This window comes from Butyrivibrio sp. MC2021, from assembly GCF_000621605.1.
Taxonomy (GTDB): Bacteria; Bacillota; Clostridia; order Lachnospirales; family Lachnospiraceae; genus Butyrivibrio.
Genome location: NZ_JHXX01000001.1, coordinates 610,974 through 628,296 on the forward strand (window position 1 = coordinate 610,974; position 17,323 = coordinate 628,296).

A 17,323-nucleotide genomic window follows, 5' to 3' on the forward strand; every position below is an offset into this window, starting at 1 on the left:
AATATCGTCAAATCTCAAAAAAATACAATACTACTGTATTCTCCGTGGATATGCTTTCAGAAGCATGTGATAGCCTCGTAAGATCTTAATCGATGATAATAAATTACCAAACCAAAAAGGTATACAGATCTAACATGAAAAGAATTCAGAAAGTTTGTCCACAAGCTCATCTTTGCTCATGGTCTTAAGAAGAATGCCCTGATGCTGCAGATTTTGGAGTTCTTCAAGAATAGCCTCATCATTATTTCCCGTAAGGAACATAACAGGAATATCAGCGATGTTCTCCTTCTGTCTGAGATTCATAAATACCCTGGGACCGTTTTCCACAGGCATCTCATAATCAAGGAGAATAAGATCAGCGGTATTTTTTTCAAACCATCTAAAGGCCTGACTGCCGCTTGTAACCATGGCAACCTTGTAGTTTTCCTTGAGCCACTGTCTAACAAGCTGCATATATCCGGGATCATCATCAATGATAAGAATAGTTTTAGTATCCATAATTTGCCTCCACTATTCTATTATATCATTATTAAAGACCCGGACACAAAAGTATCCGGGCCTTGAAATTACCGTTTTATTTTATTAAATATCTTTTTTATCTCTCATTCTCTCGATGGCATCCATAGCCAGGCGGCTTCTCTCACACTCGGAAGCGGAAAGAGATATCTGCCATGCAAGGGGACTTCCCTTCATATGCTCACAGGCATATGAAAGACCGTTGGTCCTCTCATCAAGGAAGGGCCTGTCTATCTGGTTGGGATCTCCAAGAAGGATTATCTTGGTGTCCTTACCGGCTCTGGTGATGATACCCTTGGCCTGGGTGGGAGTCATATTCTGGGCCTCATCGATGATAAGGTAAGTCTTAAGAATAGAACGTCCTCTGATGAAATTAAGGGCTTCACACTGTACTATTCCTCTCTCAAATACCTCATCGGTCTTGCCCTGAAGCTCCTTCTCATCCTTGTAGCGCTCCTCCTCGTTGGAGTCAATGAGCTGCTCCAGGTTGTCGATGATGGGTCTCATAAGTGGAGATATCTTCTCCTGCTCATCACCGGGTAAAAATCCGATGTCATCATCAAACTGTGAATTGGGTCTGCACACCAGGATCCTTCTGTATTCTCCGGTGGGGCGGTTGATCATCTTCTCCAGGCCCACAGCCAGCGAATAAAAGGTCTTGGCTGTTCCCGCCATACCCTTGACTATAACAAGTGGTGCCACATCAGCAGGCTGCATCAATGCTTCCTGAAGGAAATACTGACCTGCGTTTCTTGGCTTAACGCCGTAGGGCTGGCTCTTTTCATATTCGAGCTTCTTGATGACCTTGCCACAGACTCTTCCCATCTGGGTCTTGTTGGTGGACTGGTCTGCCCTTACCACTACAAATTCATTCTCGAACAGTTCAGGCTTATACTGCTTGCCATCCTCATCGCAGCAATATACCTTGTCTATCGGAATGCCTTTTTTCTTGAAATCCTTAAAAACATCTTCAGGCACAAAAACGTCAATTCTGCCGCTGTACTGCTCACTGTGCCCCGGTACCTGTTCAGTTGTGAAATCCTCTGATTTGACGCCGAGAATCTCGGCCTTGATGCGCATAAGAATGTCCTTGGTTACCAGGATAACCTTGTTCTTGCTGGTATCTGTAAGACCCTTACAGACCTTCAATATGCGGTTGTCAGACTTATATTCTGACAAGTCCTTAGGAAGCTCCACATCCTTAAAATTCTTCTCAACCCGCAGAAAGCCGCCATTGTCCAGCTTCACTCCCTTGATAAGGTCCCCTGAACCACGTAGCTGTTCCAAGATCCTGATCGCTTCCCTGACATTAGCTCCCCTTTCACCCTCATCCCTCTTGTGGGTGTCAAGTTCTTCTAAGACTACCAGCGGAAGAACGACCTCGTTATCTTCAAAACACTTCAATGCATGAGGTGCCTGAATCAAAACGTTGGTGTCCAAAACATAGATCTTCTTCATGCGTAGATCCCCCTATATGTATATGACTTGTAAGTTTATTATACCATATCTTGTACCCGCGAAAAACAAAAATATACCGAGGATTTTTGCGGGGGAGCGCGCCATAATTCCAAAGCTTAGCTGGCAAGATCTTTTCTGGTATAACATATAAAAGTCGCTACGATAGTGGCAACTATCACGATTGACGCAAGAAGAAAGCTCCCCCCGGGGGGTGCGATGCCGGCGAAGATTTCGGAGGCGTTGACGTAGGAGAAAGGGCCGATAAAGAGGTAGTCCTTGAGGTCAGGGATTACGCGCCCCATGATGTCATAGGTGTAGATGATTAGAGCTATGCCCAGGGCAAGGCCCATGCGGGTTTTGCTGGCGGTGGCGGAGATCAGGTAGGATATTGCTGCTACTTCTATATTCATGAGGAGCATGCAAAGGAGGAAGCGGATCATCTCTTTTGCCGGAACTTCCTCTCCGAGGCAGGCAAAGCCCAGTACGTAGAAGGCTCCGCAGATTGCTGTAAAAATGATCAGATTGATGAGAATTGTAATGGCCTTGGCTGTTACTACTTTTCCTCTGGAAACAGGCAGCGAAAAGAGGAATTCTCCAGTGTGGCCGTCCTCTTCTTTGGAAAGCATCGCAGAGGCAAAGAATGCTGCGAACATGGCACTTCCAAGGCCGTGAACGGTGCCCACCTCTGTGGCGAAAAAGCCCGCCAGTGTGGCAATGCTCAGGGTGCTCATACCAAAAGCATCCGCAAAGGCACCCATATCCGAAAAGGTATCCGCCATTTCCATGACGTCCCCCTCCATGCTGGTGTACATCAGTATACAGATAAAGCCCAGGCCTCCCACGGTAAGGGCCCAAATAAGGAGGCTCTTTAAGTTAAGCTTAAGTTCCTGTTTGATTATAGCTGTCATTTTACTTCCTCCTCTCCCTCATAGAAATGCATGAACATATCCTCCAGTGAGGGCTCTTCAATGGTCAGATTCTGAATGTTCTTCTGTCCAAGATCTCTTATGAGCTCATTGATATCGCCCTTAAATATGTATTCTTCAGTCCTTCCCTCTGCGGTGAGCTTAACATTTTTAACTGAGGTCTTGATAAGGTTCTCCACGGTGTCTGTCTTGATAAGATGTCCTTCTCTCATGATGGCCGCCCTGTCGCAGTGCTTTCTCACTTCAGGAAGCACATGGGTGGAGAGCATACAGGTTGTACCCTCCTTCACATACTCTTTTATCAGTTCAAAAAAGGTATTCTGCATCAGAGGATCCAGACCGCTGGTGGGCTCGTCAAATATGAAAAGCCTTGGCCTGTGCTGCATGGCACATACAATGGAAACCTTCTTTCTGTTTCCCAGGGACAGTTCTTTTATCCTTTTGGAAGTATCCACCTGAAGCCTTTCGCAGAGTTTTGCAGCCTCGTCCCTGCAGTCCATGCGCCTTACATCCGCAGCATACTTTATCACCTCTGACACCTTCATTGCCGGATAAAAAAGCGCCTCTGAAGGCATGTAGCCAACTTCCTTAAGGATCCTTTCATGGTCCTTTACCGCATCCATTCCAAGGATTTCAATGCTCCCGGAATCAAATCTCAAAAATCCCAGCATAGACCTGATGGTGGTGGACTTTCCTGCGCCGTTAGGTCCTATAAATCCGAATATTTCACCCTCCTGAACCTCAAAGGATACATCAGCAACGCCCCGCTTTTTGCCGTAGGTCTTTGTAAGGTTCTTAATACTTATTACGTTTCCCATAACACTCCTTTCAAAACTGCATTTCAGTCCCATCTCATTCTCTATATTTTTATCTTAAGGCACTAAAAAAGCGGGAACAATACATGTTCCCGCAAGTGACACTTATTCGACTCTATCCTGCACTTTTTTATGCTCAGTCTTAAAAAGTGCCAGGTCTTCATTTAGTTTTTTGTCGTCTATATTTCTCTTGGTCTTGTAGATCAGGATAACGCAGATGTAAGTAACAAGCACATAGGCCGCCAGCCCCAGCGTAACATAGATATTCTTGTCAAACCATCTCAGGAAATAGGATAACAGGCTGTAAATCGCCGTGCAGATGATAACTCCCGCGATTTCCTTTGCTCCCACCGAATCAGCTTCATCGAAGTTCCACAAAAGATACACCTGAACATAGCCGATGATATAGCAGGCAAAGATCATCTCCGCCATATGAATGATACTGGCCTCCAGGGAACCTATGCAGATGCGGTACATACTGTAGAAAAACAATATGGCAAAAAAGTAAAGGCAGGCCTTGAACTCAATTCCTATCTCCTTGGTGAGATACCTCTCCCAAAGAGTTGTTTTTTTCTTATCCTTCATTCTTATACCCCCTTAAGAATCCTTCGAAACTCCGAAGCGTATGTCCTTGAAATAAGGATATGCTCTCCGCCCTCCATGGTGGCATCTATCCTGTTAGAGGAAAGACTCTTAAGTCTCTCCACCTTGTCGATATTGATGATCATGGACTTGCTGCACCTGAAAAACCTGACGTCGTCCAGATCCTCAATAAGTCCCGAAAGAGTCCCCTCAAGCCTCACCACATCCTTCATGGTATAGGCGAAGATCTTGTCATCCACGGACTCAATGTACAGAATTTCACCGGGATTGACCGACACCTTCTCCTCATCCTTCCTGCCATAGAGCTTGCCCGAACCGCTTCTTATGGCGTCAAGGATTGCTCTGATCTTACCTGTTTCTTCCTTGTATCTGAGGATCACCTCGTCCTCTCCGGATTCAATTCTCTGAATATCAACCCTCAACTCTTTTCCCCCAATGAATAATAGAGCACAGCCTTTACTGCTTCAGATAAGCGTTGCCTCCCAATTCGAAGGCAACAGGCTCCTTCTCCTGCTCTTCCACTAAGAACTCACGAACTTCGCCGGCGAAATCGCCTTTTTTAATATTTTCAATATAATCAATACTGATATTCATCTCTTTAGCCAGGTACAAAAGTCCCGCAAGATGGATCGCATCGCCGCTCTCATAGGCAAGCCTTGCTCTTTCCTCCAGCTTCTCCTTTACCTTATCGGCCGGAAAACGAGTAAGAGCCGAAACCGCAACCTGAAAGCAGGCTTCATCTATATCTCTGAGACAGTCAAACAAAAAATCCATTCCCGGCTCATAATTGGAATTATTCAAAAGCCTTATCAGTTCAATTCCGTTGCAAAGAGTAAACTCATTGGCATATCTGTTAAAATCGATAGCCTGTAAAAGTTCATCCTCTTCTCCGCTGACTGCCTGTTTAAGCTTTGAAAGCTCATGTTTTGATAAAACCCTGGTAAAAATCTCCGGATTTACTCTTCTCAATTCATCAACGGGAATAAAAGCCGGAACACTGTTCTGCCCATGAAGCTCATTGGCTACCTTTTTTTCCCAGAAATAGCGTCCTTTGGCCCAGTCAGCCTTGGGCAGGTCCGTATCATGCCCGGCAAAGGTTCTGTTATAATAGGTACCGGCCTTGTTGATCTTGTTTTCGCGAAAACATCCTCTTTTTTCAAGGAAGGTTTTCAGCTCATATCGGCCCTGTTTTTTTACAATGTTGTCGGAAAGTTTTATCGATCTGCCATCCACAGTATAAAGCTCATTATTTCCAAGATTGTATCCGTATATCAGATCCAGGGGAAAATACTGTCCGTCGATGCAAACCCACTTATCAGCATCATTTATACTTATTATATCTGAAGTATGTCCGTCAGCATAAATTAAAGGTAAATATTTTTCTTTTTCCGTCACCTTGTCAAAGAGTTCCGTTCCGAATTTCTCACCGAAATAGGGCATCTTTCTCTTTATATATCGCTTTTCCATTGACTCCGAAACTTCTTCCGGCTCATCCTCTTTATACTGTTCATGTACCTCATGAAAAAGCGGAACTATATATGTCTCCAGATAAAAGGCTATCATTGTAACTATCAGAAAACTAAGAATTCCAAGGGCCTGTTTGCCTGCATTGGCAAGCCCACAATATACCACCAGCCCCATGCCCACAGGCAGGCCCATAAATATAGAAATATTGATGAAATCAGTTACTTTCTTCCAAAAGCTCGCATGCTTATCCTTCGCATTTTTCTTAAGCTTATCCAAAAATCTTAAAAACTTTCTCATGAAACAAAAACCTCAAATATATTACTGACACTAAATAATCGGTAACCTGACGATTACCGATTACTTGAATGATTATACTATATTTTATTGATTTTTTAAGATGCAAATTTAAGAAAATTGCGCAGCATATCTATTCCTCTGGGAGTCATGATGGATTCCGGATGGAACTGAAGTCCGAACACCGGATATTCCCTGTGCTGCACCGCCATTATCTCTCCGTCATCGGCGGTAGATATCACCTTAAGGCAATCAGGAAGTGTCTCCGGCACCAGAGCCAGTGAATGGTATCGGGCCACCTTAACGGTGTCTTCAAGGCCTTCAAATATCGGGGATGTATTGTCCACCTTTGCAGCAGACTGCTTGCCGTGCATAAGATGTCTTGCGTGGGATACGGTTCCTCCGTAGACCTCACAGATTGACTGATGCCCCAGACATACACCAAGGATCGGGATCTTGGGTCCCAGCTGCCTTACAACGTCCTCGCAGATTCCGGCATCTGAGGGTTTGCCCGGGCCCGGGGAAAGAACTATTGCGGAGGGAGCCAGCTTTTCAATCTCCTCCACAGTCATGGCGTCATTTCTGATAGCCTTGATATCGGGGTCAATGGTTCCTATGAGCTGATAAAGATTATAGGTAAAGCTGTCGTAATTATCGATTATAAGTATCATAGCTTAAACCTCCTTATTCATAAGAGTGCTCTCTTTAATTGCATTAACAACAGCCTTGGCCTTGTTTACGCACTCTGTAAATTCTTTTTCCGGAACGGAATCCGCAACGATTCCTGCGCCGCTTCTGACAAATACCTTGCCGTTTTTCTTGTAAGCAAGTCTAATGGCGATACAGGTATCAAGGTTGCCTGTAAAATCAACGTATCCGATGGCGCCGCCATAGATACCGCGCTTTATTCCCTCCAGCTCATCGATAAGCTGACATGCCCTAATTTTGGGTGCTCCCGAAAGAGTTCCAGCAGGAAGAACGCTATCCACTGCATCCACGGCAGTATACTTGTCAGAGAGCTTACCCTTTACCGAAGATCCTATATGCATTACATGGGAATATCTCTCGATGCCCATGTATTTCTCAACTTCAACGCTTCCAAACTCGCAGAGCCTTCCAAGATCATTTCTTCCAAGATCCACCAGCATGTTGTGCTCTGCCTTTTCCTTTTCATCAGCCAGAAGCTCTTTTTCCAGAGCCTGATCCTCTTCGTAGCCGGCTCCTCTTGGCCTTGTTCCCGCCAGAGGGAAGGTTCTGATAATGCCGTCCTCAACCTTTACAAGAGTCTCCGGAGAAGCCCCTGCAATCTCCGTATCCCCTGAAAAATAGAACATATAAGGTGAAGGATTGGTGGTTCGAAGTATTCTGTAGGTGTCAAAAAGGCTTCCTTCAAACCTTGCTTCCATGGGATTGGATAAAACCAGCTGGAATATATCACCGTCCACAATGTACTGCTTGGTCTTCTCTACCTTCTCACAGTATTCCTCCTTGGAAAATACAGGCTTGATCTCATCCAGGAGCCTTCCGGGCTCGATGACCTTGGAAGCACCGTTTACGATGATATCCTCCATCTCATCAAGTCTTGCCACAGCCTTGTCATAGCTGCCCTTAAATTCATCCTGATCCGCACTTGTGTGAACATTGGATATGATGATTATCTTCTGCTTGAAGTTGTCAAAAACGATAAGATTCTCAAAGAGCATCAGATCCATATCGCTGAAATCGTATTCGTTCTTAGCCTTGAATTTCAGTGACTTCTCTGCATATTGCATGTAGTCATAGGAAAAATAACCCACAAGGCCCCCTGTAAATGTAGGCATTCCCTCCAGTCTCGGGGATCTGTTCTTATGAACCAGTTCCTTTAAAAAGGCTCCCGGCTCATCGGTTTCCGTAACAGTGACCTCGCCCTTTTCATCAGTCACATAGAGTTTGTGCTCCTTGAGGCTGATCTCCATTGTGGGATTGTAGCCCAGGAAGGAATATCTTCCCCACTGTCTGGAATCCTCTACGCTTTCCAGAAGAAAGCAGTGATCACTGACATTTTTAAGCTTCCTCATGACCTGAACAGGAGTAGCAATGTCAGAGAGGATCTCCCTTACAACAGGTATGAGCTTGTAGTCACCTGTCCCTGCAATTTTTTTTACTTCCTCAAAAGTAGTTTGATGCATTTCTTCCTCCTTCTTCCTGCTTCGGGTCATTTTGACAACTAAAAAGCCCTCAGCAGAAACAACTATTATTTCTGCTGAGGGCGAGTAAACATTTATCTACCCGTGGTGCCACCTCAATTTGTGATACATCACACGCTTAATAAGATACCAACATATCTCTGACCTGGTAACGGGTGTCTGCCCGTCATGAATACTCGGGAAATCCCCTTTCACCATGCCCTCAACGGTCCATTTGCGAATCAGCGTTCTATCCGGCTCACACCTACCCGGACTCTCTGGAAGTGCCCTACTCGCTTTATCTCCGTATCATAGGTTTCTTCAATATATTGTAGTTATTATAACTTTACCGCATTAACCTTGTCAATCACTAAAATACAGGCTTGGATCAAAGATCCAAGCCTGTACCCGTTTTAATTTATTATGCTTTATCTGCCGTAATATGCTGAAACTGTCTCACCATACTGGCCAAGAGGTACTTCATGATCAAGACCAACGAATCTGCCGGTTCTTGAATCTGACCAAAGGGTCTTCTTCATCATGTTGTACTTAGCATCATCCCATGTTGCCCAGTCGTCCTTAAGAAGTCCGCCTGTGTCACCTGAGTTAGGATTGATGCACCAGAAGGTGTGGTTGATGTGGTTCTTAGCGATGAAGTTAGCCATGATGTTGAGATATTTCTCGTTGTCACCGCCATCCATAAAGCCACCCCACTCTCCGATAAGAAGAGGAGCGATGTTCTCATCCTGGATGTAGAACCAGCTGTCATACCAAACATCATCAAGAAGTGTCTGCTCTGTAAATGCCTTGTCAAACCATGACTGCTTGTAAACAAGTGGGCCGTAATCGTGAGGTGAATATACAAGCTGGCTTTGGTATCTTCCAAGATCTACAGGGTACTTGCCGGCATTTCTGAGGTTTCCGCCCCACCATCCGCCGTAGTACTTAAGCTCTGCTTCTGTAGCGTTAGGATTCTGTGTGCCTGAGTTGTAGTCATAACCTGCTCTGGGTGTTTCCTCGATACCCTCTACCATGATAAGGAGGTAAGGATTTACATCAAGGATAGCCTTACCGCAGCGGCTAGCTGCATAGCGCCAGTTGCACTCATCTGTAGAATCATCCCACTTAGCCGCGTTAGCTTCGCCCTGTGAATACTTGCCGTGAGGCTCGTTCTTAAGGTCGCAAGCGATGATAGTATCATCATTCTTGTACTCGCCAACAAACCATACCCAAGCATCGATCCAGTCTTCTGTTGTGAAGCCCTTAGGTCCGTACCAAACGTTGTAGTTGTGGCCTGAGTTGTTAGCATCTGCACTGTGGCAGTCCATCATAACCTTGATACCGTTATCTTTGCACATTGCAAGGAAAGTATCGAAGATCTCTCTTGAATCCATGTCAGATCCGTCTGCTCTCTTGAGCTCAGGATTTGCATTGGTATTGATGTTTGTCTTAATCTTCTTGCCTGACTTCCACTCAAGGAGAAGCTCTGTTGAAATCGGAACACGAACAAGGTTGATACCGTGGTCAGCCATTCCTTCAACAACGTTCTTCATGTTAGCATTCCAAAGACCATGGAATACTCTCTCTGAGCAGTTGAAACCAAACCAGTTAGCACCAGTAAGATAAACTTCGTTGCCCTGCATATCAAGGATCTTGGATCCATCTGTGTGGAGCCAGTCATCACCTGTTACAGCAACTGAAGGATCATAAGGCTGAGGCTCGGGTGTAGGTGTTGGATCTGGATCAGGAGTAGGCTCCGGATCTGGATCGGGAGTAGGCTCGGGATCAGGTGTAGGCTCCGGATCCGGGTCAGGAGTTGGCTCGGGATCGGGCTCTACAACAGCTTCCTGTCCGTCTACAAGGATCTCTACCTTATTGCCAACGTGACTTGAACCCTGGATACCGAATTCAACAGCATTGCCGGGCTCGATTATGGAGTTCCACTCCATAGGCTTAATTACATAGTAATTGCCATCTTCTGCAATCTTAACATTCCAGCTTGAATCAATTCCAACGTCGTTCTTGTTAACCTTAAGTGTCCAAGTGTCGGCCTTGGTCTTGCCTGTGTTCTTAACCTTGATAAGTACCTGATAACCTGATCCCCAGTTGTTGATTGTGTAATCAGTTGTAAGGCCTGTGGTAACAACAGGTGTAGGATCGGGATCTACGATAGGCTCCGGCTCGGGCTCCGGATCAGGAGTAGGCTCTGGATCGGGCTCTGGCTCGGGCTCGGGCTCCGGCTCGGGTTCAGGATCCGGAACAGGTGTAGGTGTCGGATCCGGATCGGGATCTACGATAACAGGCTCGTCGATAACTACAGGTTCAGGAGCATAGCCTTCTCCGAGAACGATCTTGGATCCTTCGAAGAGCTGCATTCCGCTAGGTGTAGCCATCTGGTTGTTGCTTGTACCGCCAAGACCCTTTACGCAAGGGCTGTTTGAGAAATCCCACTTACCGGGAGCTGTGAATCTGAGCTGAAGCTCGCACTTGCACTCGCTCTGTCCGCCGGGATAGATCTCAGCGCCTGCAAGGTTAACATCTACATAGTAGATACCAGCCTTATCGGAAGCCTTGAACTCAGAGATCTTAACCTTGTGCTGCATATAGGTTGTAGAAATTGTCATGTCTGATGCCTTGTAACCCTGAGCGATAACATCGCTGAGGTCAAAGAACAGACGAAGTGTTAAGTTGTCAGTAATTCTTGCAGGCCAAGCTGTGTGGTTCTCGATAACAGCCTTGATCTCTACAAAGTTGATCTTGTTGTTCTTATCCTGTGCATTGATGCCGGCCTTAAGAACGAACTCAGCGCCATCGGTATTCTCAATAGCTGAAGGAGTTACAACAGAGCCGTAACCGTTCTTCTCATAGAGATAAGCGCAAGCGCCTGTGAATCCAGCGTTGTAATCGCAAGCAACTTCGTTTGCGATGTAATCGCTACGATCATCCTTGTAGCTGTCGTTTGCACCACTTGGTCCACCAACTACAGCACCAACAAGAGTATGTCTTGAAGTTGCAGGCTCAGCGTTGAGGTTGTTAGACCAGCAACCATGAGCTGCTCTGTGATGAGGATTCTTAGGTGACTGAGAGTTGTAACCAACCATGAAGTTCTGACCTGAGCTGCCAAGTGTGTAGTTAACTGTTCTCTCAATGTAGCTGTTGGCATCAGCAATGTGCTGCTTATCAGCCTTAGGAAGTCCAACATAGATTGCATCTATGAAAGCCTGATTGTTAGCGTAACGGACTGATCCCCACTGGCTGAGGAATGAAAGTCCGCCGGGGCTGATTGTAATAGGGTTAGAACCCTTGATCTTGCCATTCCAGCAATCAATACTGTTCTCAATAGGTGTGTAGTATTTCTCTTTTCCTGTTAACTCAGCAAGTAACAGGCAGGCACCCATATGAGTGTCATCCCATGACATTGTCCAAGAGAAAGCAACTTCGTCGCCGCCCTGGAACTCTGTACCAAAGTTCTCGGCATACTGTTCTGCCTTTGTAAGATATGTCTTGTCTCCAGTAGCCTTATATAACCAGCATCCTGCTAATGCGAGCTCATCATAGAATCCGCTGTATGAGGTGTAGAATCCGCTGGCTGCTGTATAGCCTGCGTCACTCTTAGCTCTCTCAGCCATTCCGTAAAGAGTCTTAGCATGTGCTAAGTATGTTGCACTTCTTGTGGCATCAGTGTTCTTCAAAACAAGAGAAGCAACTGCCAGGGAAGCTGCAGCCTCACCTGTAACACATGAACCACCATTAGCAGAGGTATCATCTACCTTGAAGGATGGTCTGTCCATCTTGGCCTCAACAAGCTCGGGAGCTCCCCAGAAGCCATGGTCCTTACCACCATCTCCTACCTGATAATAATAAGTACGTGAATCAGGATTACATTTTACAAAGTAATCATTAGCCCACATGATATCGTGGAGAATCCACTTGGTCTGGCCTGACTGGCTGTAAGCCTTAGGATTGTTGAGATATGACCATCCAAGTACCATTGACGAGTATGCCATAGGCAGGTTGAACTTAACGTTATCACCTGCGTCATACCATCCGCCTGTAAGATCCAATCCGTTGTCAGCACCGTCATTAAGTCCTGAATCTGCTCTCCAGTTGGTTCTGGAAAGTGTTTCTTCGGAAAGTTTTCCGGATTCCTGTAACTGGTAGAACAACAAAGATTTCGCCAAAGCATCCCCATAATTGTAGTTGCCGGCTGCTTCTACCTTGATTGACGGGAAGTTCATTCCGCCAATAACAAGTGCGGCCGATAACGAACCCAGCAACACTTTCTTGCAAAAAGCTTTTACACCTTTATGCATATAACATATTCCCTCCTTACATTACATTGTATAGTAATTCAAATGATACCTGCGCGCATTGATATCATGCATTACTCCCACACTGAAATTACAAAGTTGAAACCATAATGTTACGAATATGTTAATAATAGAATTTTCAAACAGTTCTTGAAGAAACAATCATTTTCACAAATATTAATAGCGTTTTCAACCATTATTGTAACTTAAACGTTTTAGTTTGTAAATAATTTCTAAAAATTTAATTAATTTATTTTACATTTTTATTTCTTTTTCTAAATTATTCAGACGCAAAGTTTCCAAAATATAAAAATAATGCCAACAAAGTTGTCACATTTCTGTCACATCTTTGTTGGCATTGCTAATTGTTTTAAAAATGTAAACAATTACATTACTGAACTGTAATTTCTACAGAGTTTCCAATGCTTCCTGCTCCCTGAATACCAAATTCAACGGAATTGCCGGGATAAAGAACTGAGTTCCAGGACATAGGAGTGATCACATAGTAATTACCCTGCTCTGCAACATTTACGCACCAGCTGGAGTCGATTCTTACATCGCTCTTCTTAACCTTAACTGTCCAGGTGTTAACGGTGCTTGCAGAATCGTTCTTAACCTTGATGAGTACCTGATATCCTGATCCCCAGTTGTTGATTGTGTAAGAAACATTGAGGTCACCGGTTACAGGAGTTGGATCAGGCTCTACGATTGGATCAGGATCAACGATGGGCTCAGGATCGGGCTCAACGATAGGCTCGGGATCGGGCTCAACAATAGGCTCCGGATCAGGCTCTACAACAGGCTCGTCTGAAGGAATCTGGCTGCCATTGATGGTAGCAGGTGTTCCGTCACCGTGCTTCATGATAGCGCTGATGATAGCGGGATCCTTCCACTGAAGAGTATTTCTGTCGATGTACATATGGCACTCGCCATTTGATCCGGCTGAATTATTCTCGTAAATGTTGTTATCCCAAAGAACCATTGCAACATTGCTGTACTTAGCTGCTGTTCCCCAGTAGTAATCAGCCCATCTTACACGGTCTGAAGTATTGTTTCTGTTGGTAGCACTTGTCTCACCTACAACTACAGGAATGTTTCTTGAAATAAACTTGGAGTTAAGGTCATTAAAGAATGAATCAATATCTCCCTTGTTGCTGTCGTCAAATCTTGTGGTGTATTTGTCGCTTGCAAGTGCGAAGTAGTAAGGAATGTAAGCATGAACTGAAAGGATCAGTCTGTTGCTTGCTGTATCGGTAGGCATTTTGAAGGTATCTGTCATGCAGCCTTCGATTGAAGCATCATAGCCGGGAACCATAACGCATCTTGTAGCGTTGTTTCCGCCTGTGGATCTGATGGCATTAAGTGCAACCTGGTTGTAATCATTGATGCATGCTACAGCTTCCTTGATGTCGTTACTCGGGTTGTTTCTTGGGAACCACCACTCCTCGCCGTGGCCAACAAGTCTGGGCTCATTCATGGTCTCAAATACAAGGTGATAGTCATAGTTCTTAAACTCATTGCCGATCTGTGTCCAGATTGCCTTAAAGTATGCTTCTGAACGGCTCTTGTTAGCATTATTCGGATAATAGAAGTTCTTCTGGTCGCCGATATCATGATGTGAATTAAGGATTACATACATATCATTAGCAATAGCATAATCAACAACTTCCTTAACTCTGTTCATGAAAAATGCAGGAATCTTATAATCAGAACCGGATGTATACTGGCCCCATGATACAGGAACACGGATTGTGTTAAAGCCTGCCTTGGCAACCTCATCGATAAGTGCCTTGGTTGTTGCAGGATTTCCCCAATAGGTCTCCATTGATGTTGTGCAAGGATACAAGTAAGCCTGACCGGTAGCATCAAGGCTGTTACCGATGTTCCAACCAACTGTCATGTCGGAGACAACTTCTGCTGCGGTTTTGTTAGTGCCACCGGCAGCCTGAACCGTTTTAGCTGGTATTGCGGATACAATAACCATTGCTGAGAGCAAAACGGTCAAAGCTCTTTTAATGCCTTTAAGTTTTGTATTGTGCATCATACGCACCTCCCTTTTAGTGTGTCGCGACAAATATATAATATTAGCAAAAAACCGTGTGCGTCAACATATTTTTGTACAGTTTTTTAATATTTTTTGTTTTGTCAGACAATTTTGATGTGCAGTTTCCACCAAAAAGCCTTAATTATCGCATATTTTTTGCATATATTTTCTCAATCGTTTTCTTAATATTTTCGTAATAAAAATAAAAAATACAGGAGTCATGCCTTTTGGCATAACTCCTGTACTTAAAACCATATTAAGTAATAATATACTATATTTCGTTAGCTTATATTTCTTACAACGCCAACCGACACGTAATTATCAATTATTGCTCCAAAATCGGTGCCCTCCTCATGGCTTGGGGAATATTTACCGTCAACCATATAGAATTTGGAACCGTTTTCCTCTTTTTCCAATTTGTAACGGTCGGTGAAAAAGGCCTTTCTTGAAACCTTTCTGTCATAAAGAACGCCTTTGCACTCCTCGAGGCTGCACTGAGGGAAGTTAACATTGTAAACATAACCGGGCACATACTCTTTTTCGATAAGCTCGGCCATTATTTCCCTGAGATATCTGTCAGTGGCCTCATGCTCTCCACTTATTCCTTCTGAAAAAGCGATGGACAGATAGCCCTGGAACTCACCCTCAAAGGCAGAGCCCACTGTGGCGGAATATTGAATATCCGAAGCAACGTTGTATCCGCGGTTGATTCCTGTCATAACAAGGTCCGGCTTTTCAGGCATTACACTAAGACTTCCTACTCTGATACAGTCTCCGGGCTGTCCGCTGCAGGCAAATGCATGTACTCCCTCCACATCAAACTCATAGGGTCTTACCTCGATCTGGTGTCTCAAGGTTATGCTGTGGGATGCTGCGCTTCTTTCTCCGTCCGGGGCCACAACCCAAACCTCTCCGAACTCCATGGCACATCTGGCAAGGCGCACAAGTCCGTCTGCATGTATTCCGTCATCATTGGTAATTAAAATCTTTCGGGGCATTAAAATCTCCTTAAATCTCTGCGGCTCTCTTAAGAGCATCATTTATGTGGGGCTGGAAGTTCTCTCTTCCCACAAGATTAACAAAACCGTCTTTTTCCATGGTATTCATAGGCTGCTCGTTAACATGTGAAAATACAAGCTGAACACCGTGCTTCTTACATCTGTCATAGAGCTGTTCAAAGGAATGCATGGCTGTGGCATCGATAGCAGGCACACCACGCATACGGATAACCAGCGCTCTTGTGAAATCCTTGAAGCTGATCTCTGCGATCTGCTCGGCATCACCGAAGAACATAGGACCGCTGATCTCATAAACACGGACATGCTTAGGAATATTCTTAAGCTCAGGTCCGTCCGGATCATCCTCGGGATCGTAATACTTCCATCCGCGAACTCTGGACTCCTCGCTCATTCTCTTCATAAAGAGGATGCAGGCAAGAACCATGCCGATCTCTATAGCTACAACAAGGTCAAATACGATTGTAAGAACAAAGGTTACAACAAGAACGAGCACATCGCTCTTAGGTGCAGTTTTGCAAAGATGTACGAAAGTTCTCCACTGGCACATATTGTAAGCAACCATGAAAAGGATCGCTGCAATGGTGGGCATAGGTATAAGTGCTGCCAGAGGCATAAGTACCACCAGCACAAGCACAAGGCAAACCGCGTGGATCATACCTGCTATAGGAGTTCTTCCGCCGTTCTTGATATTGGCTGCTGTTCTTGCAATAGCGCCTGTGGCTGGGATTCCTCCGAAAAGAGCAGATCCGATGTTACCGACACCCTGAGCCACCAGCTCCATGTTGGATCTGTGCTTGGAATCGATCATGCTGTCCGCAACCACACAGGATAAAAGTGACTCGATGGCAGCAAGAATCGCAATGGTAAATCCATCTCCCGCGATTGATCTCAGGGTCTTGAAATCAAAGGAAGGAATGTGAGGTGTGGGAAGCTTGCTGGAAATCTCATAGAGATCTCCGATTGTAAATACATTCATATTAAGGAACTTGACCATCAGGATTCCCACGATTACAGCTATAAGTGATCCGGGGATCTTCTGATTGATCTTGGGCCATACGATCTGAATCGCAAGGCATACAAGGCCAACGATCAGTGCCTGATAATTAAGTGTTGAAATATTCTTCGCAATAGCTTCTACCTTTTCTACTGTCTCAACGGTAGTTGTTCCCGCAGGATATGTGAGTCCGCAGAAATCCTTGATCTGTCCGATGGCAATAGTCACAGCGATACCCGCTGTAAATCCGGTGGTAATAGTATATGGAATAAACTTGATAAGGGAACCCAGTTTGAAAATCCCCATAAGTACAAGAAGTATACCTGCAAAAATAGTGGCAAGAGCCAGTCCGTCCATTCCCTTGGTGGCAACAATTCCGGCAACGATTGTCGCAAAGGCCGCTGTAGGTCCGGCAATCTGTACTCTGCTTCCTCCAAGGAAGGAAATAATAAATCCGGCAACAATTGCTGTGTAAAGGCCTTCCTGGGGGCCTACACCTGATGCCAGAGCCAGCGCAATGGAAAGGGGCAGAGCAATAATTGCTACTATGATACCGGCAACAAGATCACTCATGAACTGTTTTCCGTTATACCCTTTCAAAGCGGTAAACAACATTGGTTTTAGTCTTTCGTTTTCCATAATCTCCTCAATCTCCTCTTATTAACATACAAAACGTTTTAAATTATAGTCTTGCAGTCATCTGTCGTCAATG

At 44.9% G+C, this 17,323-nt stretch carries 13 protein-coding genes; all 13 read right to left on the minus strand.

Annotation, left to right across the window (positions count from 1 at the left end; translation table 11 throughout):
- Window positions 1-129: 129 nt before the first annotated feature.
- The 13 genes from T359_RS19025 to T359_RS0102525 all read right to left on the minus strand — a co-directional run bounded on the left by T359_RS19025 (window position 130) and on the right by T359_RS0102525 (window position 17,250).
- Window positions 130-498 carry a response regulator gene (locus tag T359_RS19025; protein ID WP_051544867.1) on the minus strand — a complete coding sequence of 123 codons (369 nt, stop codon included), beginning with the start codon at window positions 496-498 and terminating at the stop codon, window positions 130-132.
- 84 nt (window positions 499-582) lie between these two features.
- Entirely contained in the window at window positions 583-1,974 is a 1,392-nt protein-coding gene (locus T359_RS0102465) for a PhoH family protein (protein ID WP_026516107.1), read from the minus strand.
- 116 nt (window positions 1,975-2,090) lie between these two features.
- Window positions 2,091-2,882 (minus strand): ABC transporter permease subunit, encoded by a 792-nt coding sequence (locus tag T359_RS0102470; protein ID WP_026516108.1) that lies wholly within the window; start codon window positions 2,880-2,882, stop codon window positions 2,091-2,093.
- On the minus strand, window positions 2,879-3,718 hold the full coding sequence (locus tag T359_RS0102475) for an ABC transporter ATP-binding protein (protein ID WP_026516109.1): 840 nt from the start codon (window positions 3,716-3,718) through the stop codon (window positions 2,879-2,881). The genes T359_RS0102470 and T359_RS0102475 overlap by 4 nt, the downstream gene beginning before the upstream one ends.
- A 102-nt stretch (window positions 3,719-3,820) precedes the next feature.
- Window positions 3,821-4,300, minus strand: coding sequence for a DUF3021 family protein (locus T359_RS0102480; RefSeq protein ID WP_026516110.1), 480 nt, complete (start codon window positions 4,298-4,300; stop codon window positions 3,821-3,823).
- A 2-nt stretch (window positions 4,301-4,302) separates the two neighbouring features.
- Entirely contained in the window at window positions 4,303-4,740 is a 438-nt protein-coding gene (locus T359_RS0102485) for a LytTR family DNA-binding domain-containing protein (protein ID WP_026516111.1), read from the minus strand.
- 34 nt (window positions 4,741-4,774) lie between these two features.
- Window positions 4,775-6,082, minus strand: a complete 1,308-nt coding sequence (locus T359_RS0102490; RefSeq protein WP_026516112.1) for a hypothetical protein — start codon at window positions 6,080-6,082, stop codon at window positions 4,775-4,777.
- Window positions 6,083-6,177: 95 nt separating this feature from the next.
- Window positions 6,178-6,750: an anthranilate synthase component II gene (locus tag T359_RS0102495; RefSeq protein ID WP_026516113.1), complete on the minus strand. Its 573-nt coding sequence runs from the start codon at window positions 6,748-6,750 to the stop codon at window positions 6,178-6,180.
- Between the two features lie 3 nt (window positions 6,751-6,753).
- A complete protein-coding gene (trpE, locus tag T359_RS0102500; protein ID WP_026516114.1) occupies window positions 6,754-8,247 on the minus strand; it encodes an anthranilate synthase component I in 1,494 nt (497 codons plus the stop codon).
- Window positions 8,248-8,672: 425 nt separating this feature from the next.
- A complete protein-coding gene (locus T359_RS22350; RefSeq protein ID WP_155839959.1) occupies window positions 8,673-12,557 on the minus strand; it encodes a glycoside hydrolase family 9 protein in 3,885 nt (1,294 codons plus the stop codon).
- Between the two features lie 388 nt (window positions 12,558-12,945).
- Window positions 12,946-14,598, minus strand: a complete 1,653-nt coding sequence (locus tag T359_RS0102515; RefSeq protein ID WP_242839025.1) for a cellulase family glycosylhydrolase — start codon at window positions 14,596-14,598, stop codon at window positions 12,946-12,948.
- Between the two features lie 281 nt (window positions 14,599-14,879).
- Window positions 14,880-15,596, minus strand: coding sequence for a 5'/3'-nucleotidase SurE (surE, locus tag T359_RS0102520; protein WP_035783476.1), 717 nt, complete (start codon window positions 15,594-15,596; stop codon window positions 14,880-14,882).
- Window positions 15,597-15,606: 10 nt separating this feature from the next.
- Entirely contained in the window at window positions 15,607-17,250 is a 1,644-nt protein-coding gene (locus tag T359_RS0102525) for a SulP family inorganic anion transporter (RefSeq protein WP_026516117.1), read from the minus strand.
- Between the last annotated feature and the right edge of the window lie 73 nt (window positions 17,251-17,323).

What these genes read in the sequence shown, in the direction of transcription:
- T359_RS19025 (WP_051544867.1), bottom strand. Translation starts at nt 498, where the DNA reads ATGGATACTAAAACTATTCTTATCATTGATGATGATCCCGGATATATG.
- T359_RS0102465 (WP_026516107.1), bottom strand. Translation starts at nt 1,974, where the DNA reads ATGAAGAAGATCTATGTTTTGGACACCAACGTTTTGATTCAGGCACCT.
- T359_RS0102470 (WP_026516108.1), bottom strand. Translation starts at nt 2,882, where the DNA reads ATGACAGCTATAATCAAACAGGAACTTAAGCTTAACTTAAAGAGCCTC.
- T359_RS0102475 (WP_026516109.1), bottom strand. Translation starts at nt 3,718, where the DNA reads ATGGGAAACGTAATAAGTATTAAGAACCTTACAAAGACCTACGGCAAA.
- T359_RS0102480 (WP_026516110.1), bottom strand. Translation starts at nt 4,300, where the DNA reads ATGAAGGATAAGAAAAAAACAACTCTTTGGGAGAGGTATCTCACCAAG.
- T359_RS0102490 (WP_026516112.1), bottom strand. Translation starts at nt 6,082, where the DNA reads ATGAGAAAGTTTTTAAGATTTTTGGATAAGCTTAAGAAAAATGCGAAG.
- T359_RS0102495 (WP_026516113.1), bottom strand. Translation starts at nt 6,750, where the DNA reads ATGATACTTATAATCGATAATTACGACAGCTTTACCTATAATCTTTAT.
- trpE (WP_026516114.1), bottom strand. Translation starts at nt 8,247, where the DNA reads ATGCATCAAACTACTTTTGAGGAAGTAAAAAAAATTGCAGGGACAGGT.
- T359_RS22350 (WP_155839959.1), bottom strand. Translation starts at nt 12,557, where the DNA reads ATGCATAAAGGTGTAAAAGCTTTTTGCAAGAAAGTGTTGCTGGGTTCG.
- T359_RS0102515 (WP_242839025.1), bottom strand. Translation starts at nt 14,598, where the DNA reads ATGATGCACAATACAAAACTTAAAGGCATTAAAAGAGCTTTGACCGTT.
- surE (WP_035783476.1), bottom strand. Translation starts at nt 15,596, where the DNA reads ATGCCCCGAAAGATTTTAATTACCAATGATGACGGAATACATGCAGAC.
- T359_RS0102525 (WP_026516117.1), bottom strand. Translation starts at nt 17,250, where the DNA reads ATGGAAAACGAAAGACTAAAACCAATGTTGTTTACCGCTTTGAAAGGG.